Origin of the sequence: Pantoea phytostimulans, assembly GCF_046118715.1 — a bacterium.
Taxonomy (GTDB): Bacteria; Pseudomonadota; Gammaproteobacteria; order Enterobacterales; family Enterobacteriaceae; genus Pantoea; species Pantoea phytostimulans.
On the sequence record NZ_CP173698.1, the window covers coordinates 2,264,770 to 2,289,622 of the forward strand.

The window sequence follows — 24,853 nt, forward strand, 5'->3', positions numbered from 1 at the left end:
ATGAGTTCATCAATGTTAGCGCCACACCCGTTTGGCGATCTGATCACCATTGAAAGTTTGAAAGATAAATTTGCGCATTTTCATCAGTGGGAAGATCGCTATCGTCAGCTGATTCAGCTCAGCCGCCAACTTCCCGCGTTAGAGGAAGCGTTGAAAACACCGGAGATTGAATTAAGCGGCTGTGAAAATCGCGTCTGGCTAAGCAGTCAGATGCGCCATGACGGCACTTTGCACTTTTACGGTGATAGCGAAGGCCGCATTGTGCGCGGCCTGCTGGCGGTTTTGCTGACCGCCGTTGAAGGTAAAACGCCACAAATGCTGGTAGATGAAGATCCTTTGCAGCTGTTTGAGGATTTAGGCTTACGCGCTCAGCTTAGCGCTTCACGCAGTAGCGGGTTACAGGCGCTAGCCGATGCGGTTAAGCATCAGGCACACGAAGCGTTGCGTTAAGCCTGACGTGCCGCACGCGCCATGAATTTCTTCAGCGCATGTGAAACAGCCACAAAACCAAAGCTCGCGGTCACCATCGTGGCCGCACCAAATCCTGAGGCGCAATCCATGCGTTTAGGGCCTTCCGCCGTACTGCGAGAGGCGCATACGCTGCCGTCCGGCTGCGGATAAACCAGCGCTTCGGTAGAAAAAACGCAATCAATGCCTAACTTGCCTTTGCTGCTCTTAACGACGCCAAGCTGTTTTAAACGCTCACGTAATTTTGCAGCCAGCGGATCCTGAATCGTTTTCGCCAGATCGGCGACTTGGATCTGGGTAGGATCGATCTGCCCACCCGCACCACCGGTAGTGATCAGCGGGATCTTGTTACGGCGGCACCACGCGATCAGCGCCGCTTTTGGACGCACGCTATCGATCGCATCAATCACATAGTCGTAACCTGCAGCCATCAGCTCAGCGGTATTTTCAGGCGTGATGAAGTCATCAATACAAATCACTTCGCAATCTGGATTGATAGCGCGCATGCGATCGGCCATGACTTCAGTTTTTGCTTTTCCCACATTGCCATTCAGCGCATGAATCTGCCGGTTGGTGTTGGTGATGCAGACATCATCCATATCAATCAGCGTAATTTTGCCGATGCCGGTTCGCACCAGCGCTTCCGCTGCCCATGAGCCAACGCCACCGATACCAATTACGCAGAAATGCGCATCAGCAAATTGTTGCAGCGCATCCTGACCATAAAGACGCGCAGTGCCGCCAAAGCGTTGGCGCCAGGCGTCGTTAACCCTACTCATAATTTAACCTGTAAAGTCGTGCGGGCCGATTGGCCCGCAGATAAGACATTAATTAGAACCCAATAACAGAGAACCATTATTACCATTTTGCGGGTTACTGAACACAGGCTGCCCAGTGCCTGGCGCGGCTTTCAATACCCATACGCGACCATAGTGATTATAGAAGCCAGCAAGGTGAGCAGCATCGGGGCCAATGCCTTGGTAAATATCAAAATGCTGGCCTTTGATTGCGCCACCCACATCCAGCGCCACCATCAAACGCATCTCATATTTGCCATTGAACTTGCCCTTCTCGTTCAACTGCGGCACTTCTGCCAGCAATACTGTTCCGGCAGGAATAATTGAACGATCGGAGGCCACCGAAGCTTTCGCTATCAGCGGTACTGCGCTCGCACCGCGCACTGGCGTATATTCTTCTGCCTTGAAGAAGACAAACGAAGGGTTGGTTTCCAGCAGTGTGCGGACTTCCTGTGGAGAGTGTTCCTGCGCCCATTGGCGGATCGCCTGCATCGACATATCTTCACGCTTCACTTCGCCGCGATCGATCAGTTCTTTACCAATGCTGTGATAGCCCCAGCCATTTTTGCCGGCATAGCCGAAGAAACGCATTGGGCGTCCGTCACCAAAATCAACGTAGCCGCTGCCCTGCACATCCATCATGAAATTGTCGATTAGCGAATTGCTGTAAGCGATGATGTAACGATCGTCGATGCCACCACTATATATAGAGGCGCGGCTAGGTAATTTCTCGCCACGCTTGCGAGGAGGTAAGCGATAAATCGGGTACTGGAACTCACCCTGGCGGGTATAACGTGCTTCAACAACTGGCGTGTAGTAACCGGTGAATTGTACATTGCCGTAGTTATCGGTGCCTTCCATCTGGAATGCATTCAAACCGAACTGGCGCAGCTGACGCGTATCGGCACCCGCCATTAGCCAGCTTTCAATGGCGCTGTAAGTGCCATTCTGGCGGCCAAACAGTCCAGAAGATGCATATTGAACCTGACGCACCTGCTCACCGAAATCTTTGCCGTTAACCGGGCGCCCTTTAGCGTTAGGCTGATTCACCAGCGCTAAAGGCTGTTCAAGCTTACCATCTTTATATTGCTGTCCACGATCGGTGGGTTTGGAACTACAGCCAGCCAGTAGCGCTAAAAATGCGCCAGTAAGTGCATACTTCGCCCAACATCCTTTCATCATCATCTCTTTTTATAAACTGTTCGCACGGCGACGATAGCAAAGCGCCCGTAAGAATGAAATCCATCCTCTCTGTCACTGCCTGCATCAGTTCACTATTTCAACAAATGGTCTATTCTTTCAGCAATCGACTGTAAATTTAAACTTTCCTTCCGAAAAGGGGTTGCAACAATCAGCACTCAGCGTATAGTGCGCTTCCACGGACGCGGGGTGGAGCAGCCTGGTAGCTCGTCGGGCTCATAACCCGAAGGTCGTCGGTTCAAATCCGGCCCCCGCAACCAACTCTTCTTCGGAAGAGAAAAAGTAAAAAGTCGCAAAGCGCAGTACGGACGCGGGGTGGAGCAGCCTGGTAGCTCGTCGGGCTCATAACCCGAAGGTCGTCGGTTCAAATCCGGCCCCCGCAACCAACTCTTCTTTGGAAGAGACAATGTGAAAAGTCGCAAAGCGCAATACGGACGCGGGGTGGAGCAGCCTGGTAGCTCGTCGGGCTCATAACCCGAAGGTCGTCGGTTCAAATCCGGCCCCCGCAACCAACATTTAAACACCTGAAAGGGTGTTTTTTTGTATCTGGCCTTTGTTAACGCCTCGATTATCCCCGCTTAGCCTTATCTTTTGCATAACATCCTTTCTTATTAAGCGGTTAACAAAAAAGCTAAAAATTTAAGACGCAATTTCTATCATAGAAATAAAAGCTTTCTTGAATAACAAAACGGATAGCTTCAGCTACCCGTTTTTATTTCTAGCGATGTGCAAGCGCCGCACCCTTCTCAAAGTACGCCTTGATACCGTGAAAAATGGCATCGGCCACTTGTTGTTGGTAGCGCGTCGTTCGCAGTTTTCGCTCCTCTTCAACGTTACTGATGAAAGCGGTTTCGACCAAAATCGACGGAATATCCGGCGCTTTTAATACGGCAAAGCCAGCCTGATCAACAGTCCGTTTATGCAGATGATTGATGTGCCCCATCCGACTCAGCACTTCTTTGCCGAACTTCAAACTGTCATGGATAGTTTGCCGCTGCACCATGTCGAACATCGTATGGTCAAGATAACGGTCGCCGCTCATGCTAACGCCACCAATCAAATCCGCTTCATTCTGCGTTTGTGCTAAAAACCGTGCGGCTGCAGAGGTTGCTCCGCTGGTTGAAAGCGCAAACACAGAGGAACCGCGCGCGGCACGGCTGGTAAACGCATCGGCATGGATTGAGACAAACAGATCGGCCCGCTGCTTACGCGCCTTAGCGACCCGCACGCGCAGTGGAATAAAGACATCTTCATTGCGCGTCATGTAGGCTTTCATGTTCGGCTGTTTGTCGATCAGCGCTTTCAGGCGGCGTCCAATTTTCAGCACGATATCTTTTTCGCGCGTTTTATATTTACCGTGCGCACCCGGATCTTCACCGCCATGTCCGGGATCGATCATGATGATAATCGGTCGATCGCGCCCAGCCTTGCCCGGCAGCGGTGCTTGCACCTGCTCATTTTTCTCAAGATCGCCTTGGTTATAATCTTTTAATAACGCCAGCAGCGGATCATCTTCGATGCGATCCTGGCTTGGATAGAGATCCACAACCAGCCGGTTTTTGATCGTGGCGACAGGCGGAAGGCTAAAGATTTTTGGCGACACATTGCGCTTTAACTCCAGCACGATACGTACCGTATGGGTATCAAACTGCCCTACTCGCGCATTTTTGATAAAGGGATCGTCCACGCGAACCAGTTTATTGACGCCCTTAAGAACCGTGTTGAAATGCAGGCCCTCAATATCGATAACGAGGCGCTCAGGATGACTCAGCGCAAACTGTTTGTATTTGAGCGGGACATTCGATTCCAGCGTCATACGGGAATAGGTTGAGGAAGGCCAGATGCGTACCGCGACGATATGGCTACTGGCTGCCATGCCAACACGGCTGACACTCAACAGCAGCAATGCGCCGGTACTCTGCAAGAATCGTCTACGTGAGAAATGGGAATTAACTTCGGACATGCCGCTCCAACTACAGTGTAATGTCTAAAAAAACGCCAGTTAATAATTAGGTGGCGAAAACTTTATCCAATCCAGAATGCGATGTCACCCCGGAAACCCCAAATAATGCAGGCTGTTAGCGGCTTTGGCATGCGGAAAATCGTAAATTAACGTCAGGATTAGCGCTTGCAAAAACAGCCATAAAAGAATAAAAATACAAAAAATTCGAATAATCATTCACTGAGGGTTGGCCGTGAAGGAACGTAGTACTGAACTGGTTCAGGGTTTTCGCCATACCGTTCCCTATATCAATGCGCATCGGGATAAAACGTTTGTCATCATGCTGGGCGGTGAAGCCATTGAGCATGAGAACTTCTCCACCATCATTAATGACATTGGCCTGTTGCACAGCCTTGGCATACGTTTGGTGGTGGTTTACGGCGCACGTCCTCAGATCGATGCCAACCTGGCCGCGCACCAGCTAGAGCCGGTTTATCATAAGTTTACCCGGGTTACCGACGCGCAATCGCTGGAATTAGTGAAACAAGCTGCCGGTCGTCTTCAGTTAGATATTACTGCCCGCCTCTCAATGAGCCTTAACAACACGCCGCTGCAAGGCGCGCATATCAATGTTGTTAGCGGCAACTTCATCATCGCTCAGCCACTAGGCGTGGATGATGGCGTAGATTATTGTCACTCCGGCCGTATTCGTCGTATTGATGAAGAAGCGATTCATCGCCAGCTCGACAACGATGCGATTGTGCTGCTGGGTCCGGTTGCGGTTTCAGTCACTGGCGAAAGCTTTAACCTGACTTCAGAAGAAGTTGCGACGCAGTTGGCCATTAAACTCAAAGCGGAAAAGATGATTGGTTTTTGCTCTGAGCAAGGCGTGATCAACAGCGAAGGCAATATTGTCTCCGAACTGTTCCCTAACGATGCGCAGGCGCGTATTGAAGAGTTCGAGCGCGAAGGTGATTACCTTTCTGGTACGGTTCGCTTCCTGCGTGGCGCAGTGAAAGCATGCCGCAGCGGCGTGCGCCGTAGCCATTTGATCAGCTATCAGGAAAATGGTGCGCTGCTACAGGAACTGTTCTCGCGCGACGGTATTGGTACGCAGATTGTGATGGAGTCGGCTGAACAGATCCGGCGCGCCAATATCAACGATATCGGTGGCATTCTGGAATTGATTCGTCCACTGGAACAGCAAGGCATTTTGGTACGCCGCTCGCGTGAACAGCTGGAGATGGAAATCGACAAATTCACCATCATTCAACGCGACAGCCTGACCATTGCCTGCGCCGCACTCTATCCTTTCATGGATGAGAAAATCGGCGAAATGGCCTGCGTTGCAGTACATCCTGATTATCGCAGCTCATCACGCGGCGAAATGCTGCTGGAACGCGTCGCCTTGCAGGCTCGCCAGATGGGATTGCAGAAACTGTTCGTGCTCACCACGCGCAGCATTCACTGGTTCCAGGAACGTGGCTTTACGCCAGTAGACATCGAATCGCTGCCGGAAAGTAAAAAAGAGATGTACAACTATCAGCGCCGTTCCAAAGTGTTGATGGCCGATTTGACGTAACACTTTTCGGGCGGCAATCATGCCGCCTCTTTCTCTCCTGACCGGCTGTAACTAACCTAATTCAGCCAGACGTTCAACCAATCCACTGCGTCGCTGAGTTTGCAGCGCAACCGCCCGCTGAAAAACGCCAAGATCGCTGTAAAGCGTTAGCTTATTACGCGCGCGCGTGATCGCGGTGTAAACCAGCTCGCGGGTTAATACCGGCAAGAATTGGGCTGGCATGACAAATGCCGTGTGATCAAATTCCGATCCTTGGGATTTATGCACTGTCATCACCCAAGCTGTTTCATGCGAAGGCAAACGACTCGGCTGAACAGCTTTGATCGAGCCATCCGGCAGCGGGAAAAAGACTTTTAGCTGGCCCTCTGCATCTCGCAGCGTAATCCCAATATCGCCATTAAACAGCCCAAGCGCGCTGTCATTACGGGTAATCATCACCGGACGGCCCAAATACCAGCGGCTGCCCATGCCGGGACGACGAATGCGTTGCAGCTGCATTAATCGCTGCTCAACACGCTGATTCAAACCCTGCACGCCAAAAGGCCCTTCGCGTAATGCACACAGCAGTTGATAACGACCAAATGCAGTGATGATCTCCGCAGGCGGCGCGTTTTGCTTAATCAGTTTCAGGAAGGGGCGATAACCTTGCGCCACGTCGTCCAACATCAGCTGATAGGCTTCGCCGCTGTCGAGCGATTGATAGTGAATATCGTTAAATGCAGCAGCAAACACCTTTTCAACCTGGCGCGTGTCGCCCAGATTTATGGCACTTGCCAGCTGACCAATGCCTGACGTCGCATCAAAGCGATAGCTCTTTTTCAGCAGGCAAATGCTGTCGCGTACTACAGGCGCTTGATGATGATCTAACCCTTCCAGCGAGCAGCCGGTTAGCAACGCCAACTGTTCCGCACGCGCTAAGCTGTAACCGCTTTCGCTACAGCGACAAATATCGCCCAGCACAGCGCCCGCTTCGACTGAAGCCAACTGATCGCGATCGCCTAGGAAAATAACGCGAGCATGCGCAGGCAGCGCTGAAATCAATTTCGCCATCATCGAAAGGTCAACCATCGACGCTTCATCCACCACCAGCACGTCGAGATGCAGGCGATTACTGGCGTGATAACGCAAACGCTGCGTGTCGGGCTGCGCGCCTAACAGGCGATGTAACGTGGTGGCTTCGGCGGGGAAACGTGCCCGCTCCTCTTCGCTAACGGACAAACCCTGCAACGCTTTACCCAGCGACTCCGTCAAGCGCGCCGCAGCTTTCCCGGTAGGTGCCGCGAGCTGGATGCGTAACGCGCCATCATTCAGGCGAATCATCGCCGCCAATAATTTTGCTACCGTGGTGGTTTTACCGGTGCCGGGCCCACCTGAAATCACCGCGGTTTTTCGCGTAAGCGCGACGGCCGCAGCAATTTTTTGCCAGTTATCCGGTTCGTTACCGAATAAGTGATTAAGCACTTCGCTGGCTTTATGCGCATCAAACTTAGCGCTGTGATCCTGAAGTGAGAAGAAGGTCGCGATCTCTCCTTCGCTCTGCCACAAACGATGCAGATAAAGTCGCTGATTATTCAGCACCAAGGGTGTGACGAGGCTACCGTCGCTCAACGCTGACCAACCGGCTAAACGTTCTGTCCAGTTTTCAGGTGCGCCCGCCGCTTGCCACAATGCCTGCGCCAACGCGGGCTGGCGTCCGGCAAACAGTCGCGCCTCACTCAGGTTTTCCAGCGGCAAGCAGACATGCCCTTCTCCTGCCTCTGCACTCACGCAAGCTGCCGCCAGTAATAAAGCGGGTTGCGATTCATCGGCCAGCAGCCGGGCAAACTGGATATCTAAAGGACGCAACAGACGCTTTTCCATCGCCTGCATTAAAAGTGACATCATTTCACTCATGACATCTCCTCGGTCTTGCCAAATAACATGTCGATCTCTTCAACAAATGCTTCGCTGGGACGGGTGAAAAAAATACCATTGTCTGGTGAAGTGCCATCCATGCCGCGCAGAAACAGATAAAATACCCCACCAAAATCGCGCTGATAATCGTAATCGCGCAGACGATGCTGAAGGTAGCGATGCAGCGCCAGCGTATAAAGCTGATACTGCAAATCGTAGCGGTGATCGATCATGGCCTGTTCCATTGCCTGCGGCGTATAATCGACATGACTGTTACCCAGCCAGTTAGATTTGTAATCCAACAGGTAATATTTACCCTGCCAGCGGAAAACCAGATCGATAAACCCCTTCAACATACCTTGTACCTGTCGAAAATCGAGCGCCGGCGCACGTTGCGATAAATCATCGTGACGACGTAGTAGCGCATCCAGATCCGTGGCGGTGAGCAGGTTGCTGATAGGCAGGTAAAACTCCATCTCAATCAGCCGTTGATTCATGCTGATTTTACTCAGCATCACGCCATCAGCATTAAGTGGCGTATGCAGAACGCGCGTTATCCACGCTTTAACCACTGGCAGCCAGTCCAGCGAATAGCCGCTTTGCAGCAACTGATCTTCCAGCCAGATATCATCGGGTGTTTCGGCAAAGTCGATGGATTCGAATAAGCCATGCAAAAAGGTACCCGGTGCTGCGCCGCGTGGGAAGTGATGTGGCGTCAGCGTCATCTCTTCATCACTGCCTTCTTCACCCGCCGCATCAATATCAAAACTTGGCATGACATCCAGTAACGGTGAACTGCTGTGCTGCTGTAATCCTGAATAGCTGGTCACGCGCCAGCCATCGGCGAGTCCTCGCGTCACATTGCGGCTGCTTAGCGCTTCATCGGCAGCCAGACCCTCTTGCCAGGCTTCGCCAGCTTGTAACTCGCCTGCGACCACCTCAATACCTGCGCCATTTAATGCCTGCAGCTGCTGACTTAACTGCGTAGAATCCGCTGCTTCGCCGCGCTGCACCAGATAGCCCAATGCGCTTTTATGCAGATCGCTGTCACCTTCTTTTTTACGCGTACCTTTAATCAGCGGCGCAATGCCAATGCTGCAATGGTGAACCGATCGCGTTAGCGCCACATAAAGCAGGCGTAGATCTTCTGCCAACCGCTCTTCCTCTGCCAGCGCCATACTCTGCTCATCGCCCTGCACGTCCAGTAACGCGGCAAAGCTTTCGCGATCGTGATAAAGCGCGCTGGCTGCTTCACGGAATCCGGCGGCAAAGGGCAGCCAGACCAACGGATATTGCAACCCTTTGGACTTATGGATAGTGACAATCTGTACCAGATGTCGATCACTTTCCAGACGCAGCTGCTGATTCGCCGCCTGGCTGTTAGGCCGCGCAATCTGCTGTGCGAGAAAACGCACCAGCGCATGCGGGCTGTCGAGTTGAATCGCCGCTTCCTGCAACAGTTCGCCAAGGTGCATTAAATCCGTTAGCCTGCGCTCACCATTGTCAGAAGCCAGCATGTTTTCTGCCAGCTGACGCTTGATCATCACATCACGAAGCATCGGCAAAATGCCGCGCTGATGCCACAGCTGTTGCCATGCGGCAAACTGCTCAACCAGTGCATCCCAGTCACGCTCGTTCTGACTGAACGCGTCGAGCGTAGCGGCATCAATCGCAAAGATAGAGGTCGCCAGTGCGCTGCGTAACAGTCGTTCCTGTTCAGGCGCTTGTACAGCTTGCAGTAACCACAGCAGTTCACGCGCTTCAGGCGTGGTGTACACGCTGTCGCGACTGGAAAGGTAGACCGAAGGAATCGATAACGCATTCAGCGCATCGCGAATCAGATTTGCTTCGTTACGGCTGCGCACCAGCACGGTGATGTCAGAGGCTTGCACCTTGCGCAGCGTCTCTCCTTTACCTAGCAGCGCGCGACCTTGCTGCCCAGCAAGCAGCCAACGGCTGATATCAGAGGCGCACTGCTGCGCCATAAACTGTTGGTAATCGCTGACGCCAACACCTTCACCCGGCTGAAGCCAAAAGCGCAGCGCCGGTTGTAGCTGCTCGTCGAATAGCAGTTTCAACGCCTGATTCGACGGGGCGGGATTAACCGGTAAAAAAGGAATTGCTGAAAACAGAAACGGGGCTTCCAGTTGCGAAAACAACCGGTTAACGGCATCGACCATTTCCGGCGATGAGCGCCAGTTGGTATCAAGCGTATAGTGAGCACTAACCTCGTTTCGTGCGCGCAGATAAGTAAAAATATCTGCGCCACGGAAAGCGTAAATGGCCTGCTTGGGATCGCCTATCAGCAGTAACGCCTGCTCAGGTTGATTAATATAAAGTGCGCGGAAAATGCGATATTGCTGCGGATCGGTGTCCTGAAATTCATCGATCAGCGCCACGGGAAAACGGGCGCGAATAGTTTCAGCCAATAAAACACCGCCGGGTTGCTGCAGTGCCTCATCCAGCTTGCTCAACAGGTCGTCGAAACCCAGCAATGCACGCAAACGCTTTTCGCGCTGCACAGCATCACGCACTTCAATCAATGCCCGAGAAATGATGACATCACGCAGCGACAGAGGCTCCGCGAGAAACGCATCTATCGCCTCGAAAAGCGGATGCTGCGGCGCTTCACCTTTCTTGGTTTTTTCAAAAAGCACCTGTTGCCCGAAACGCTCAAGCTCTTTGGGCAATTGGTAATCCAGCGTTTCACTGCCCGCCCACTGCGTTACTTTGCTGATCCAATTAGGCAGATGTTTGCTGCTGTAGCTGCGTTTATCAACACCTGATTGCGTGATGATGCTTTCGACTTCACTGCTCAGCGCCTGCCATCGCTGCTTGATTTCCGCTATGCGCGCCTGATTTCTGGCATGACGGGTTGCCAGCGTCTCTTCGGCTGTTGGCGGCCGCTTAAGCCTGGGCGATTCACCCTGCAACCACGGACGCAGCGTGAGCAACAAGTTGTCTGGACCGCTCCATTCAGCCGCGATAACGCGCGCAACATCAAGCGACAAAGGATAACAGTGGCGACGCCAGAAATCGGCAGTCGACTGTTTCAGTAGTGCCTGTTCATCTTCAATCAACTCCTGCTCAAACAGCATGCCTGACTCAAAGGCATTTAAATTAAGCATGCGCTGGCAAAAGCCGTGAATAGTAAAAATGGCCGCTTCGTCCATTTGCCGTTCGGCCGCCAATAGCTGTGAGGCGGCTTGGGGCAAATCGGGGATCTGCCCCAGCAGCGTTTGCAGCATGGGATTACTGCTTTTGCCGCGCACACATGCCAGTCGCAGCTGATGGATGTTATCGCGGATACGCCCACGCAGCTCAGCCGTGGCGGCCTCGGTAAACGTCACCACCAATATTTCTTCTACTGAGAGCGGGCGGCTGTATGCATTTTCTTCACCCAAGCCCAGCAACAAGCGCAGATAGAGTAATCCAATGGTAAACGTTTTTCCGGTTCCCGCTGACGCCTCAATCAGCCGCTCGCCTCGTAGCGGCAGCGTCAGTGGATTCAATGATTCGGGGCGTGACTGCGTCATTGGGTCTCACTCTTCACCGGCAGCGATTGCTGCAATTTCGCAACTTCATTCCAGGTTTTCCACGCTGGCAGCTGAGCAAACTCCATTTTACCGACGCCGCTACCTGCAATTTGCGATGTCATCGCCATGCCATTTTTACGGACTACCGCTTGATGGAAAAAGTCCGCAAGGCTGGAAGCCGTGATCAGCTGGATCTGCTCTATGACTTTTTGACGTGTATCAAATGCGTAGTTCTGGCGATCGAAGTCACGGCTATAACGTGTGGCTTCCTCGTCCAGCGTTTGTGGTCGCTGCTTCAGTTCGTTAATCATTGCCTGTTGATACTGAGAAAAATCGGCCTTATTCATCTCGCGCAGCCGCCGCTCTGCCTGCGGGTAGAAAGCCTGATAACGCTGCAGCAAATAGGCGGGCTGTTTGCTGTTACTTTGCAGTAAGAATCCGATTCCCCACTGGCGTCCTACCGGCATTTGAAAGGCAAAAACGGCGTAACCGAGTTGTTCTTCGGTACGCAGTTGGTTATAGAACCACGGCTGAACAATTTGGCTCAACATTGAGCTGTTAGCCATACTCTGATATTCGCCGTAACCCAGCGGTATATAGAGCGCTGCCAAGGCTGAATCGGTGCTGCTGCCTGTTTGTTGCAGGTTAGCTTTGATCGGTTTTTCAAATGCCACATATTTGCTGTGCCAGTAATGCGTACCATCATTTTGCATCTGCTGTTTTAGATCGCGGCCTAGCTGCGTCACGCTGTCTGCACTCAAATTACCCACTACCAACATTTCGGGTCTGGCATTTCGGATCAACTTGTCGCGATAGGTCACTACATCTTTTAACGTAATCGCGCTGACCAATTTACGACGCGTTTCGCGTTGAGTATAAGGCAACTGCGACAGCATCTGCATCGGCTGAATCGCCTGCTCAAACGCTTTGCCTTTCTCTGCCGCTTCCAGGCGCTCCAGATACCAGGATTTTGCCTGCTCAAGTTCCTGCGCCGTTGGCTGGAAGGTTGAATAGCCTTCCACCAGCTTCTTCAGCAATGTGGGTAAGCGCTGAGTAAAGCCGCTGGCGCTAAACACCAAACCATCATCTTCGCCAGTAGAGAAGCTAATGCCGCCGACGGAAGCCTGCGAGCTCAACTCATCCAACGCCAGGCTGGAAAGATAGTCGTTCAAACCGAATAGCACTTGTTGCCGGGCATCGCTAATAGATTGCTTATTGCGCAGCGCCAGGGTGATGGTGGCTTTGGGTTCACTGGCGTAAAACTGGCTCGGCATCCAGTAAATCCGCATGCCGTAATCATTTTCCAGCTTCACCGGATGGCTGTAAGCCTTGTCAGTAGGCGTAATTAAGGCGAAATCATCGGGAATATAAGGATTAAGAGTCGGCAGTGAGAGCTGAATTTTGCTGGCGCGCTGCTGCCAGTTGTCAAATGTTTGCTTATCAATGTGATCCACCTGATAAGGCGCATTCACAAAATAGGCTTGCTTGTTATGCGGCTCCTGCGGGCTGATGTACCAGATGCGTGCTTTCTCTGGCGTCATCTCATCAAGGCGTGATTTGATCGCAGCTTGATCAAATTGATCGGCTAAATAAGGTGCATCTAATGTGTGCTCTATCGGCACACGCAACATGGTATCGGCCAGCCACTCAATGTAATCCATGTCACGCGTAATTGAGGGGTAGCGGAAATCCAGCGCCAGCACATGTGACACTTCGTCGAAGTAGCGTTTATCAACGCCCTGCTCACGCAGCATATTAAGGTAGCTAAAAATAGCCGCCACCACTTCGTCACGCTGCGCCAAACCTTTGTCGGTTAACGACACAGTAATCGCAAACACGCCGCTATTACGGTCAGTCATTGGATCTGCACCTGCGTTAACGCCGTCAGCTAACCCTTGTTTTTGCAGCCAGTCTGTTAAGGTATTTTTGCTGCGATTGCTCAGTAAATAACTGATCAGCGTGTCCGTTTTGCTTCGGAAACGTTCGCTGTTATTCGGGATGCGAAATTCAATTTTAAGCTGTTTACGCGGCTGCGCAGGCACGTAGTGAATGACGATGCCTTGCTGCGCATCAGTGACCACCGGCATATTAATCGCTGGAACGGTGGCATTGTGATTGGTTACACGCCCAAACGTTTTGGCTGCAATCGCTGCCATTTCCGTCAGCGGTTTATTGCTGTAAATCACTGCCTTCATCAGGTTGGCAGAATAGTGGGTATGATAGAAATCCGTCAGCGTTTGATGCAGTTTGCTGTCCGGCTTATCTTTCAGTGTCTCAAGGTTACCGCCGGAAAAGCGCGAACTCGGGTGCGCCGGATTCAGGGTTTCTGCCCCGACCTGTGCCATGCGCAATCCATCACGCGAACGCGCCATGGTCAGTTCCGCATTGACCGCGTGCCGCTCGCGATCGGCATTCACGGGATCGAGCAACGGCTCAGCCACCGCATCCGCCAGGCGATCCACCGCTGGCTCAAGCGAATCGTTTTCAACTTCCAGGTAAAAAGCGGTGCGATAGGACGCAGTACTGGCGTTGTGGCTGCCCCCGTGTTTCTTAAGAAACTCAGCAAGGTTATCAGGCTGGGGATAGCGTTTTGACCCCATCAAGACCATATGCTCAAGGTAGTGGGCTAAACCCAATTGCTGATTGGGATCATCCAAAGAACCAATGGGTAAGGTCAATGCCGCCAGCGATTTTGGGGCTTCGTTATCTGAAACCAGTAAAACGGTCATGCCATTGTCGAGCGTTATCGCTTGATACTGACGCGGATCGTGCTCACTTTTATGAATGGTGTCATTGATTGGCTGCCAGCCCGATTCTGTCTGTGCTAATGCTTGCAAAGCCGCAAAGCTCAACAGAAGCGCTGCTATCCAGCGTGCGTGTGTACGCATGTAAACCCCTTACTTTACCCAAGAAGCTAGCGCGCCAAACACGCATAGCTGAAGTACAGCAAACTTACTGTTTTGCCATTAAGCGCATGCGCTCTCTGACCTGCTAATCATCATCCTGATGCGCCTGCAACACGGGCAGATACCACTGTGTTGCGGCCTCAGTTATTTGTTGTAACTGTGTCTCATCTAATACCCGACACAGGCGTTGCAAATAAGGATCACCACCTTCTCCCTCGACTTGATAACCGCCCACCCACGCTTGCAGTAACCGGTTACGGGCTTTAAGTTGCGTGGCTTCGTCCGTCATCAACTGCTGGCTTTTTTTGTCGTAGCTTGCCTCTAACCAGGCGCCTCCGCTTTTGTTAAGCAACATCAACGGCTGACTCATGCCGTGGCGGAAACCTTCAACGTAATGCGCCAACGCTTCTAACGCGGCGTCTGCGGCAATGGCGGGGAAACGCCAGCGACTGTGATTACGTCCATACATCCGGCTAGTGCCTGTTCCGCCCAATGCGCAGTAGACCAAGTGCTCCAACCACAATAACAAACCATCGTTCATATTGAGCACGCCAGGGCGCCAGCGCAACAGACCATCGCTTTGCACCTGCGTCAGCCAACCGGTTAAGGGAACATTTCCAGGTTGCAGCGTTATCTCCCAGTTTTCTCCGTCGCTACGCTGGGAGGAAACTTCTGCCGCCACTTCCTGCATCTCCTCACGCTGCGCTTGCCAGAACAGTTCGCCAAACGCGCCGTAAGGCAGATTACCCGCAGCGCGATGATGCGCATAAAGTCGCTCGGTATCGTCACCTTCAACCAGCGCATTCAGTAATTCAGCGTTGATTTGATAGCGCTCCAGGTTGTCGAGCGCAAACGGCTCGGTATCCGGCAACTCGCTATCTTCCAACCAGAAATTTACGCCCAGTCGCTGATGAAACCATGCCCGAACCGGATGACGCCAGAAACGTAAAAAGGCATCCAGCGTCAGTGACTCCAGCGTTGGTACATCCAAAGGTTTAACAAAGTCTGGCTGGGGCTGACCCTCACCCAAAGCGGCGGGCAGCCACTCACGGGCAAAGCTCTGGCTGCGAGAATCGGGCTGAAAGTTTTCTGCCGCGAAAGGCATCCGGGTATGAAGATGTTCCAGATGTGCACGCACGCGTTCGGCGCTCTCATCTAACTCACACTCTTCATCGCCGTCGAGATAAAAACTTTGCCCGATATATTCCAACAGTTCTGTGACCAGCACGGAGGGATAGCGTTCCGTATTATCCTGGATTGCCCGACCAATGTAGCTGATGTAAAGCTGGTGCTGAGCCGAAATCATCGCCTCAAGAAACAGGTAACGGTCGTCGTCACGTCGGCTGCGGTCGCCTTTACGCGACTGCTGCTGCATCAGGTCAAAACCCAGCGGTGCCAATGTTCGTGGATAAACGCCATCATTCATTCCCAACAAACAAACCACTTTGAAGGGGATTGATCGCATTGGCATCAGCGTACAAAAATTAATTGGACCCGCCAAAAAGCGCTGGCTAATCCGTTGTTGATCAAGGCGTCCACGCAGATCATCGCGCAGCAGCGTCACGGGAATCGCCTCATCAAAACGTGCACTCATCCCATACTCGATCAATTGCTTCCACTGCTCTTCAACCAACAGCAATGCCGCTTCGGCTTCTGCATCCGCACTGAAAAAGGCATTAATCATTTCACGGCACAGCGGCAACCATTCATCTAACGGACGGGATTGCGCCAGTATTTCGCGCCAGTGATTCAGTCGCGCCAGCAATTCGGCCAGATGCCCTGCCAGTTCACCCACCAGCCCGCTGGATTCGTCATAGGGCAGTATGCCTTCCCAGTCGCCATTATGACTCTCCATGGCATAGCCCAATAACATGCGTTGCAAACCAAAGCGCCAGGTATGTTGACCGGTGATGGGCAGCGAAAGCGCTTCAACACTGGCATCATCCAGCCCCCAGCGTACGCCCGACTCGCTAACCCAACGGCGCAACAGCCGTAATCCGCTTTCATCAATGGAAAAATGGTTAGCCAGCGCGGGGACATCCAGCAGCGCCAGAATATCTTCTGAAACAAAGCGGCTGTCGGGAAGTGCCAGTAAATGAAGGAAAGCGACAATCGACGGGTGCGCCTGACTGGCGCGGCGGTCAGAAATAGCAAACGGCAGATAACGTTCCGCCGGTGCATTCGCAAACACCGCCTGGATGAAGGGCGCATAGCTGTCGATGTCCGCCACCATCACAATGATGTCACGCGCTTTGAGATGCGGATCAGCCTCCATCAGCGACAACAAATGATCCTGTAACACTTCCACTTCTCGCTGAGCGCTGTGACACACCTGTATCGAAATAGAACGGTCATCAGCCTCAAGGCAGCGTTTATTACCGCTGTAGGCCAGTTCCTCAGCATTCAAACCAATAATGGCATTGTCTTGCAGGTTAAGAAGATCGTGCTGTATGCAGTGCAGTACATTGTCTTGTTCAACATCGACAAAGGCATCAATGTCGTCGTTTGATTCCATCTGGCTAAGCAGAAAAAGATTATCGCGGCCAAGCTTGCCCCACGATGCCAAAAGCGGATTGGTAAGCTGCTGTTCGCCCGAGGCGTTGAACAGCGCCGGTGCTTGTGCCGCATCGCGGAATAAACCACGCGCCTCATCGGCATCATATCGACGACGCTGACGGCTTTGCAGCTTTGCCAGAAAGGCATAATCCTGAATGTCGCCCCAATAATCGCGACATGGATTGGTGAACAGCAAATGAATATCGACGTGGCGGCTTAGCGCCTGTAACGCTTGAAGATAAACCGGCGGCAACGCCGAGATGCCGCAAATAAATACGCGCTTTGGCAAATTTTCCGGCGTACTTTGGGCCGTTTCCAGCGTCTGAATAAAACGTGCATAGAGATTAGCACGATGCCATTTCGGCTGGCCCAATGCGTCCGTATAGACGACCAAATCGCGCCACAATGCTGCCTGCCACTGCTGCGCCTCGCCTAATCCCTCAATCATTTCGCCACGTTCCCAGCGGTTAAGCCAGTCGGCGCGATACACCAGATACTGGTCAAACAGGTCCGCTACGCGTGAACTGAGCTGGAATAATTTACGCTTATCGGCGTCATCGGTGAGGTAGTGCCGCAGCGAGAGAAACTCATCCTGCTGCAATAACACCGGCAAACGGTGCATAAGCTTCCAGCTCATGCTGGCTTTGCTGAAAGCGCTTTCAACCGGAATGTCCGGCAGCACGCAAACAAACATTTCCCAGATGAAGCTGGCTGGCAGTGGGAATTCGATGTTAGCCGCAATACCAAAGGTTTGCGCCAGTTCCATTTGCAGCCACTGCGCCATACCCGGGCTTTGCACCAGCACCATCTCTGAAGCAAAAGGATCATCAAGAGGATCATGTTTAATCACCGCAGCCGCCAAAATCTTAAGAACATCAAGCTGATTAGAGTGATAAACGTGAAACATGAAAACTCCTGGTGATGGAACGAGGCATTACTGCTGTTGTGCTGTACGAATAGCGCATCAAATGCGGCGGGATAACTCTACCGCGTATCGGGATTGATGCCCATAAAAAGGGGCAATTTGCTTGCTGATACCCTAAATAATGCGAGCTGCAGAAAGAGGGTAAGCTCGCTTATCGTCGGAAGCTGGCTCAGATAGGTGGGCGGCGTCACGGCAAGCGCAGCCAACGCGCGGGTAGCTTGAAGTATCACCGCTATATTAACTGGATTAACAACGTAGCCGTGACAAGGTTGCAGAACGCTGATGCGGTCCGCTGACTTCAGCGCGCTCCAGCGTACAACCGTTTGGTCCACCGCTGCGCTGTAAGCTGCTTTGCCATCCTGTTGTTTCTCGCCCAATCAAACGTTGTCCGGCAACGCGCCAGGCTTCACGCTGCTGCCACTGCTGGCTAAAACCGAGGCTTAATGCCCGATGATACTGCAACAGCGCGCTGCTGCTTAATGCCATTAACAGCAGAGCAAATAACGCTTCTGGCAGGCTGAAGCCACCCGCATTACGGACAGAGTTCAGGTTTCGATAGCGGGCAATAATCAATCCAGCCATGCGGTAGCGCCTTGATGTGATTTTCCTGCGCCGATACCCAATGCCAGAGCGCCAGCTCGCTGCCGCTGCCTTCACCTTTGAGCAGGACATCTCCATTTTCACCTCGCATAATACAGCTACGCCAACCGTTGTTGGTCTCCTGTTGGCAATGCAACGCTTTCGTGGCGGGCCAGTTCAGCGTCATACCCCATTGCAGTGCAGACTGAGCACGCCAGAAATCCTGAATGAAATGCTGCTCATCTGCCACCAGCCCCATCCCCTGCCCTAACATTTCGCGGCTGGCATGCAGCGTGATACTTCCCATGAGTAGAATCATCAGCACCATGCCCAGAGCACTATTGCCGCGTTGATTCACAAGTTTTCGCCCTCAATCCAGCTTTCGCGTGTTTCAAGCCAGGGACCGGCGCGGCCCTGCAGCAATACTTTGATCAGCCTACCTTCCTGCGCCACGCTGAATGTTTCCACAGTAAGAAAAGCGGGATCGGAAATTCGTTCCCAGCCGTTGCCATTGCAGGCATCAACACCACGTTGCATTTCAAGCTGATTCTGCCGCAGACGATAGCCGTAATAATCGCTTTCACTGTGGTTAATCGCCTCCCATTTACCGTTGCTGTTCTCATCCCAACGTACTAACAAGCAATTGCTGGAGATCTTGATTCCATTGCCGCTGCACTCGCCGTTGCAATAACCGGCACGCCGCACTGCTTTTTCCAGCGTTGAGATCATTTGCATTAGCTCCTGCCGAAGCTGGACTCGCTGCTGCAACTTTAGATTTTCTCCCAGCAGCAGCGGCAGAAACCGCCCGGCACTGATCATCATTACCGCGCTAATTGCCATGGCGATGAGCATCTCAAGCAGGCTGAATCCGGCCATCTTCATTCACACCCCTCTTCACCAGCCTGACACACGCGAATACGGGCTCTGGCTGAAATGATGAGCCGCAACCGACCCGCTTCATTGCCGATTTCGATGCTGCCGGCCTTCGCCACATTACGTCGGCCATAAAAACCAGGCTCACCGCGAACCTCCATCAGTTTTACGCCGTTGTCAGGCACGATGAAGTGCAGTCGCTTGCCCATAACGCAGCCTTCGGGTTGCCTGGCTCCGCTGCCAATGCACCAAGGGATCGCCGTTTGCGACCACAAAATCAGGTTGCGGTTCTGCCAGTTGGCCTGCGCTCTCAAGCGCAGCAAAAAGCCCTGCAACTGCTGTGCAGTGTCACGTAATTGCTGGCGCTGCTGCCAACGTTGCCAGCCCTGCAATGCGCCAATGCTGAGAATGCCCGCGATCACCATAACAAACAGCAGTTCAGGCAGTGTAAAACCGTAGGGGATTTTTGTTTTCATGGCGGCAGCTTGCTCGCTGTTAACCCGTCCAACAAGGGTGTCTGTCGAGTTCTGGATGAGGTTTCTCAACCTCAGCGAGGGGATTACAACGCGGGACATCGCGCTGCGAGCGAGCTCGAAAAAATGCGCAGTAAAACCATAAAAAAAGCCCCGGCGTGGTCAACAACGCCGAGGCTTGAATCTTGAAGATTAACGTTTAGATAGCGACCGGCGCTTTAATTGCAGGATGCGGATCGTAACCTTCAATCTCGAAATCATCGAACTGATAATCAAACAGCGAAGCAGGTTTACGCTTAATTACCAGCTTTGGCAGCGGACGCGGTTCGCGGGTTAACTGCAGACGCGCCTGCTCCAGATGATTGCTATACAGGTGCGTATCGCCACCGGTCCAAACGAAATCACCCACTTCCAGATCGCACTGCTGCGCCACCATGTGCACCAACAACGCATAGCTGGCGATGTTAAACGGCAGGCCGAGGAAGATATCGCAAGAGCGTTGATACAGCTGGCAGGAGAGCTTGCCGTCTGCCACATAAAACTGGAAAAACGCATGGCAGGGTGCCAGCGCCATTTGATCCAGCTCACCAACATTCCACGCTGAAACGATAATACGACGCGAATCGGGATCGCTTTTCAGTTGTTCAACAACCTTGGTGATTTGATCAATCTCTTCACCTTTAGCCGTTCCCCAACTGCGCCATTGTTTACCGTAAACAGGGCCTAAATCGCCCTTCTCGTCAGCCCACTCATCCCAAATAGAGACCTTGTTTTCTTTAAGGTAGCCAATGTTGGTATCACCCTGCAGAAACCACAACAGTTCATGAATGATAGAACGCAGATGACACTTTTTGGTGGTCACCAGCGGAAAACCTTCTTGCAGATTGAAACGCATCTGGTGACCAAAAATTGATAACGTGCCGGTGCCGGTACGGTCAGCTTTCGGCGTGCCTTCATTCAGCACATGTTGCATTAGGTCCAGATACTGTTTCATTTTTCCTCACGAAATTGTTGCTGTGGACGACGGCGATACGCCCAAATCATCATAATAATCCCGGCGACAATCATCGGTATGGAGAGAATTTGCCCCATGCTGATGCCGCCGTCGAACAGGCCAAGCTGTGAATCGGGCTGGCGGAAAAACTCCACAATAATGCGGAATGCACCATAGCCGATCAGGAACAAGCCAGACACGCTGCCCATCGGGCGCGGCTTGCGAATAAACAGGTTGAGGATGATGAACAACACCACGCCTTCAAGAATCAGTTCGTAAAGCTGCGAGGGATGACGCGGCAGCACGCCGTAAGTATTCAGCAGCGCCTGATATTGCGGGTTGGTTGCGGCCAGCGCGACATCTTCGCTGCGTGAACCCGGGAACAGCATCGCGAGTGGGAAACTGGGATCGACACGTCCCCACAACTCACCGTTGATAAAGTTACCCAGACGGCCTGCGCCCAATCCAAAAGGAATCAGCGGAGCAATAAAATCTGAAACCTGGAAGAAAGTGCGCTTAGTACGACGCGCAAACCACAGCATCACGACGATAACGCCAATCAAACCGCCATGGAACGACATGCCGCCGTCCCAGACCTTAAACAGATAAAGGGGATTTTCCAGAAACAGTGGCAGGTTATAAAACAAGACGTAACCGATACGGCCACCGAGGAACACACCCAGGAAACCCGCATAGAGCAGGTTTTCCACTTCCTCTTTTTTCCAACCGCTGCCTGGCTTATTGGCGCGACGCACCGCCAGCCACATGGCGAAAATAAAACCGACCAGATACATCAAACCGTACCAGTGAAGCGAAACTGGTCCGATCGAGAAGATCACCGGATCAAATTGAGGAAATGCGATATAGCCGTTATTCATCATTCACCGTTCATTTTTCAGCCCTTAAAAAGCGGGCGACAGGCACATAAAGTAAAGGCTGCGCATAATAGCACAGCCGGTTTTGCGAATTGGCGCACAAATGTAAACGGGATTATCGGTCAGCGACCGCCACGGATCAGACCACCTAATCCACGCCGCTCCATAAATGCTGAGACCAAATGACGTACCTCAGTTGCGGTATGCGCTTTCAATCCTTGCTCACTCAGCTTCTGCACTTCTTCATAATCAAGATGGCGCAGCAGATACTTCACTCGCGGTACATTTTTACCGTTCATGCTGAGATGGTGATAACCCAACCCGACCAGCAGCGCAACGCACATCGGATCGCCAGCCATTTCACCACACAGGCAGAGCTCCAGCTTCGCTAAATGGGCTTCCTGCGCGATAGTCTGCAGCGCTCGCAGCATCGCTGGATGCAAGGAATCATAAAGGTTCGCGACGCGGGTATTATTGCGATCAACCGCTAGCAGGTATTGCGTGAGATCATTGGTACCAACAGAGACGAAATCGACACGCGATGCCAGATGCGGAATCATAAACAGCATCGACGGCACTTCAATCATGATACCAATGCGCGGTTTCGGAATGGTGTAACCCAACATCTCTTCGACTTCACGACCGGCGCGCTCAATCAGGCGCTTTGCGTCGTCGATTTCGTCGATATGGCTAATCATCGGCAGCAAGATACTTAAATTACCGGACGCCGCGTTGGCACGCAGCATCGCCCGCACCTGCACCAGGAAGATTTCGGGCTGATCGAGCGTCAGGCGAATTCCGCGCCAGCCGAGGCAAGGGTTCTCTTCGCTGATGGGCATGTATGGCAGCTGTTTATCGGCGCCAACGTCCAACGTGCGCAGCGTCACGGGTTTATTGTGGAACAGCTGCAACATGCCTTGATATTGCGCGACCTGCTCTTCTTCAGAAGGGAAGCCGTTTTGCAACATAAACGGAATTTCGGTGCGATACAGACCAATGCCATCAACCCAGCTGCCTAGTGCTTGTTCATGCTCGGCGCTTAAACCGGCGTTGAGCATGACCTGCACGCGTTCGCCGCTTTTCATTTCACCGGGCTGATCAACGCCACCTTCGGCCATCTTGCTCAGCGCGTTTTCTTCGCTGATTAGGCGTTGGTATTCCTGCACCAGCACCGGTTCAGGATCAATCAATATTTCGCCGCGATAGCCATCAACGATCAGCAAACGCTTATTGAGCTGATGCGGTTGGATATCCGCGCCCATGACCGTTGGAATGCCCATCGCGCGCGTCAATATGGCGGCGTGAGAATTGGCCGCGCCATCACGTACGACTACGCCAGCGATACGCTCCTGCGGCAGTTCAGCTAACGTCGTTGCAGTGAGTTCATCCGCGACCAATACAAAACGTTCCGGCCAGGCATTGGCGCCAATCAATGAATCATCAAGGTGAAACAGCAATCGTTGGCCTAACACGCGCAGATCGCCTGCCCGCTCGCGCAAATAGCTGTCGGTTAAACTGGCGAACTGCTCAGCGAACTTCTCGATTACCGTTTTAACGGCCCACTCAGCGACCGAACCGCGTTCAATCTCGTCAAAGAGATCCTTTTTCAGCCGCGCATCGGTCAACAGATGCGAATAGAGATCGAAAATCGCGGCGCTCTCTTTTTGCACGCTGGCGCTAAAGCGCTTACTGAAACGGCGGAATTCGTTGGCGGCTTCACTCATCGCCAGCGATAAGCGCTCGCGTTCCCGCTGCGTATCTAATGTCGAGGCAGCAGAAACTTGATCAAGCAGCGGCTGGGTTTCATCCACCCAACCAGGCGCTACGGCGACGCCGGGCGCAGCGGCAATCGCTTTGATCCGTGTTTGGCGAAATTGACCAAACAGCTGGCCCAGCTGTGACTGCGACAGCAGCGCTGCCATTTGCGTGGCTAGCGTGACAAGGAAAGATTCTTCGCTTTCGTCGAACTGACGATGTTCGCGCTGCTGTACGACCAACACGCCAAGCAGCTGACGACGACTGATAATCGGTACGCCGAGGAAAGAGCGATAGCGCTCTTCTTTTACCGAGGGGATAAATTTGAAGCTGGGATGGCTTTGCGCATCCGCGAGGTTGATCGGTTCGGCTAAGCGGCCAACCAGCCCAACGATGCCTTCGTCAAAAGCCAGTTTCACCGTGAGGCCACGCGGTTTTTTGAGTCCGCGCGTAGCCATCATGTAATAGCAGCGACGATCGTGATCGGCGAGGTAAACGGAACAGACTTCCGTTTGCATCGCCAAACAGATCTCATTGACCAGAATGTCGAGTGCTTCATTCAGACGCGGTGCACTCGCCACTTTTTCTACTATTTCGCGCAACTGAGTGAGCATAAAGGGCGTGGCCTATCCTCTCTTACGTCGATGGGCAGGATTATTTCGCTGCCCTGCACTCTCCTGCATAGACATCACCACGCCAGCGAATTCCTTCATTACGCGGCGATAAACATCGCGCTTAAAGGAGACAACCTGACGCACCGGATACCAAAAGCTCACCCAGCGCCAACCATCGAATTCCGGCGTGCTGCTGTGTTGCACATTAATATCCGCGTCATTACACATCAACTGCAGAAGAAACCACTTTTGTTTCTGGCCGATACATACCGGCTTTGTGTCCCAACGCACCAAACGTTTTGGCAACTTGTAGCGCAACCAGTTACGGGTAGATGCAAGTATTCGAACATCTTTACGGTGTAACCCCACTTCTTCGAACAGTTCGCGATACATCGCCTGTTCAGCGGTTTCACCAGGATTGATGCCTCCCTGAGGAAATTGCCAGGAGTGCTGTCCAAAGCGCCTGGCCCATAATACTTGTCCCTGCCTGTTACAAATTACGATACCAACATTCGGGCGGTAGCCATCATCATCGATCACCGGACTACCTCAAAGCTAAATTTGAATAGCCTGATTGTTTCACACTCCTTACAGACGGTAAACCACTGGATTAGCGGGGTGAAACGGAATAACACAGGGATAACTCACAGCGTGACCCCAAGTTATAAACAATTAAGGGTCGAAAAAAGGATCTTATTCACCTTTTCTGTGGATAGCTTTGTGCAGAACGCGGGAGTTAACTGAATAACATGTTGAGACGATTCTTATCTCACCCACTTAAAAAAACACTCATTTATTTGATATATAAATAAAAAGTAAGTCACAACCCCCTTTATCCACCTTAAATTTACAGGGTAAAAACCGTCAATTCTTACAATTGGTGAA

At 52.4% G+C, this 24,853-nt stretch carries 17 protein-coding genes and 3 tRNA genes; 5 read left to right on the top strand and 15 right to left on the bottom strand.

From position 1 onward, the window contains the following. Complete coding sequence (gene csdE, locus ACF2G4_RS10520) at positions 1-450, top strand: cysteine desulfurase sulfur acceptor subunit CsdE (protein WP_332625950.1); 450 nt, start codon at positions 1-3, stop codon at positions 448-450. Here the strand turns inward: csdE and tcdA are convergent. Together tcdA and mltA are read right to left on the bottom strand one after the other, a co-directional pair. Continuing rightward, on the bottom strand, positions 447-1,247 hold the full coding sequence (gene tcdA / locus ACF2G4_RS10525) for a tRNA cyclic N6-threonylcarbamoyladenosine(37) synthase TcdA (protein WP_215845727.1): 801 nt from the start codon (positions 1,245-1,247) through the stop codon (positions 447-449). The genes csdE and tcdA overlap by 4 nt on opposite strands. 48 nt (positions 1,248-1,295) lie before the next feature. Beyond that, positions 1,296-2,444, bottom strand: coding sequence for a murein transglycosylase A (mltA, locus tag ACF2G4_RS10530; RefSeq protein ID WP_215848226.1), 1,149 nt, complete (start codon positions 2,442-2,444; stop codon positions 1,296-1,298). 204 nt (positions 2,445-2,648) lie between these two features. Between mltA and ACF2G4_RS10535 the strand changes: the two genes are divergently transcribed. The 3 genes from ACF2G4_RS10535 (at position 2,649) to ACF2G4_RS10545 (ending at position 2,977) form a co-directional block, all read left to right on the top strand. After that, positions 2,649-2,725 (top strand) — tRNA-Met (locus ACF2G4_RS10535). A 49-nt stretch (positions 2,726-2,774) separates the two neighbouring features. Beyond that, positions 2,775-2,851 (top strand) — tRNA-Met (locus ACF2G4_RS10540). A 49-nt stretch (positions 2,852-2,900) separates the two neighbouring features. Then, a tRNA-Met gene (locus ACF2G4_RS10545) sits at positions 2,901-2,977 on the top strand. 206 nt (positions 2,978-3,183) lie between these two features. Here ACF2G4_RS10545 and amiC read toward each other — a convergent pair. Further along, positions 3,184-4,428 carry an N-acetylmuramoyl-L-alanine amidase AmiC gene (amiC, locus tag ACF2G4_RS10550; RefSeq protein ID WP_409074791.1) on the bottom strand — a complete coding sequence of 415 codons (1,245 nt, stop codon included), beginning with the start codon at positions 4,426-4,428 and terminating at the stop codon, positions 3,184-3,186. A gap of 232 nt (positions 4,429-4,660) precedes the next feature. Between amiC and argA the strand changes: the two genes are divergently transcribed. Beyond that, entirely contained in the window at positions 4,661-5,989 is a 1,329-nt protein-coding gene (gene argA, locus ACF2G4_RS10555; RefSeq protein WP_215845725.1) for an amino-acid N-acetyltransferase, read from the top strand. A gap of 51 nt (positions 5,990-6,040) precedes the next feature. On the opposite strand, the gene recD is transcribed toward argA, so the two are convergent. From recD to rppH, 12 genes are all read right to left on the bottom strand, one after another. Next, complete coding sequence (recD, locus tag ACF2G4_RS10560; RefSeq protein ID WP_215845724.1) at positions 6,041-7,882, bottom strand: exodeoxyribonuclease V subunit alpha; 1,842 nt, start codon at positions 7,880-7,882, stop codon at positions 6,041-6,043. Then, positions 7,879-11,418 carry an exodeoxyribonuclease V subunit beta gene (gene recB, locus ACF2G4_RS10565; RefSeq protein ID WP_409074792.1) on the bottom strand — a complete coding sequence of 1,180 codons (3,540 nt, stop codon included), beginning with the start codon at positions 11,416-11,418 and terminating at the stop codon, positions 7,879-7,881. Before recB ends, recD begins: the two co-directional genes overlap by 4 nt. After that, a complete protein-coding gene (gene ptrA, locus ACF2G4_RS10570; protein ID WP_409074793.1) occupies positions 11,415-14,306 on the bottom strand; it encodes a pitrilysin in 2,892 nt (963 codons plus the stop codon). Before ptrA ends, recB begins: the two co-directional genes overlap by 4 nt. Before the next feature lie 103 nt (positions 14,307-14,409). Beyond that, entirely contained in the window at positions 14,410-17,787 is a 3,378-nt protein-coding gene (recC, locus tag ACF2G4_RS10575) for an exodeoxyribonuclease V subunit gamma (RefSeq protein WP_409074794.1), read from the bottom strand. 264 nt (positions 17,788-18,051) lie between these two features. Next, positions 18,052-18,387, bottom strand: coding sequence for a prepilin-type N-terminal cleavage/methylation domain-containing protein (locus ACF2G4_RS10580; protein WP_243079048.1), 336 nt, complete (start codon positions 18,385-18,387; stop codon positions 18,052-18,054). Next, positions 18,338-18,742 (bottom strand): DUF2509 family protein, encoded by a 405-nt coding sequence (locus tag ACF2G4_RS10585; RefSeq protein WP_215845721.1) that lies wholly within the window; start codon positions 18,740-18,742, stop codon positions 18,338-18,340. Before ACF2G4_RS10585 ends, ACF2G4_RS10580 begins: the two co-directional genes overlap by 50 nt. Beyond that, positions 18,739-19,266, bottom strand: coding sequence for a prepilin peptidase-dependent protein (locus ACF2G4_RS10590; RefSeq protein WP_409074795.1), 528 nt, complete (start codon positions 19,264-19,266; stop codon positions 18,739-18,741). The genes ACF2G4_RS10585 and ACF2G4_RS10590 overlap by 4 nt, the downstream gene beginning before the upstream one ends. After that, positions 19,263-19,733: a prepilin-type N-terminal cleavage/methylation domain-containing protein gene (locus ACF2G4_RS10595; RefSeq protein ID WP_409074796.1), complete on the bottom strand. Its 471-nt coding sequence runs from the start codon at positions 19,731-19,733 to the stop codon at positions 19,263-19,265. Before ACF2G4_RS10595 ends, ACF2G4_RS10590 begins: the two co-directional genes overlap by 4 nt. 196 nt (positions 19,734-19,929) lie before the next feature. Then, entirely contained in the window at positions 19,930-20,724 is a 795-nt protein-coding gene (gene thyA, locus ACF2G4_RS10600; protein ID WP_409074797.1) for a thymidylate synthase, read from the bottom strand. Continuing rightward, positions 20,721-21,602, bottom strand: coding sequence for a prolipoprotein diacylglyceryl transferase (gene lgt / locus ACF2G4_RS10605; RefSeq protein WP_243079103.1), 882 nt, complete (start codon positions 21,600-21,602; stop codon positions 20,721-20,723). Before lgt ends, thyA begins: the two co-directional genes overlap by 4 nt. A 119-nt stretch (positions 21,603-21,721) precedes the next feature. Next, a complete protein-coding gene (gene ptsP, locus ACF2G4_RS10610) occupies positions 21,722-23,968 on the bottom strand; it encodes a phosphoenolpyruvate--protein phosphotransferase (RefSeq protein ID WP_215845717.1) in 2,247 nt (748 codons plus the stop codon). A gap of 12 nt (positions 23,969-23,980) precedes the next feature. Continuing rightward, positions 23,981-24,508 (bottom strand): RNA pyrophosphohydrolase, encoded by a 528-nt coding sequence (rppH, locus tag ACF2G4_RS10615; protein WP_009087042.1) that lies wholly within the window; start codon positions 24,506-24,508, stop codon positions 23,981-23,983. Positions 24,509-24,853: the final 345 nt, after the last annotated feature.

What these genes read in the sequence shown, in the direction of transcription:
- csdE (WP_332625950.1), top strand. Translation starts at nt 1, where the DNA reads ATGAGTTCATCAATGTTAGCGCCACACCCGTTTGGCGATCTGATCACC.
- ptsP (WP_215845717.1), bottom strand. Translation starts at nt 23,968, where the DNA reads ATGCTCACTCAGTTGCGCGAAATAGTAGAAAAAGTGGCGAGTGCACCG.
- ACF2G4_RS10580 (WP_243079048.1), bottom strand. Translation starts at nt 18,387, where the DNA reads ATGGCTGGATTGATTATTGCCCGCTATCGAAACCTGAACTCTGTCCGT.
- lgt (WP_243079103.1), bottom strand. Translation starts at nt 21,602, where the DNA reads ATGAATAACGGCTATATCGCATTTCCTCAATTTGATCCGGTGATCTTC.
- amiC (WP_409074791.1), bottom strand. Translation starts at nt 4,428, where the DNA reads ATGTCCGAAGTTAATTCCCATTTCTCACGTAGACGATTCTTGCAGAGT.
- recB (WP_409074792.1), bottom strand. Translation starts at nt 11,418, where the DNA reads ATGACGCAGTCACGCCCCGAATCATTGAATCCACTGACGCTGCCGCTA.
- ACF2G4_RS10595 (WP_409074796.1), bottom strand. Translation starts at nt 19,733, where the DNA reads ATGAAAACAAAAATCCCCTACGGTTTTACACTGCCTGAACTGCTGTTT.
- mltA (WP_215848226.1), bottom strand. Translation starts at nt 2,444, where the DNA reads ATGAAAGGATGTTGGGCGAAGTATGCACTTACTGGCGCATTTTTAGCG.
- ptrA (WP_409074793.1), bottom strand. Translation starts at nt 14,306, where the DNA reads ATGCGTACACACGCACGCTGGATAGCAGCGCTTCTGTTGAGCTTTGCG.
- tcdA (WP_215845727.1), bottom strand. Translation starts at nt 1,247, where the DNA reads ATGAGTAGGGTTAACGACGCCTGGCGCCAACGCTTTGGCGGCACTGCG.
- recD (WP_215845724.1), bottom strand. Translation starts at nt 7,882, where the DNA reads ATGAGTGAAATGATGTCACTTTTAATGCAGGCGATGGAAAAGCGTCTG.
- ACF2G4_RS10590 (WP_409074795.1), bottom strand. Translation starts at nt 19,266, where the DNA reads ATGAAGATGGCCGGATTCAGCCTGCTTGAGATGCTCATCGCCATGGCA.
- recC (WP_409074794.1), bottom strand. Translation starts at nt 17,787, where the DNA reads ATGTTTCACGTTTATCACTCTAATCAGCTTGATGTTCTTAAGATTTTG.
- thyA (WP_409074797.1), bottom strand. Translation starts at nt 20,724, where the DNA reads ATGAAACAGTATCTGGACCTAATGCAACATGTGCTGAATGAAGGCACG.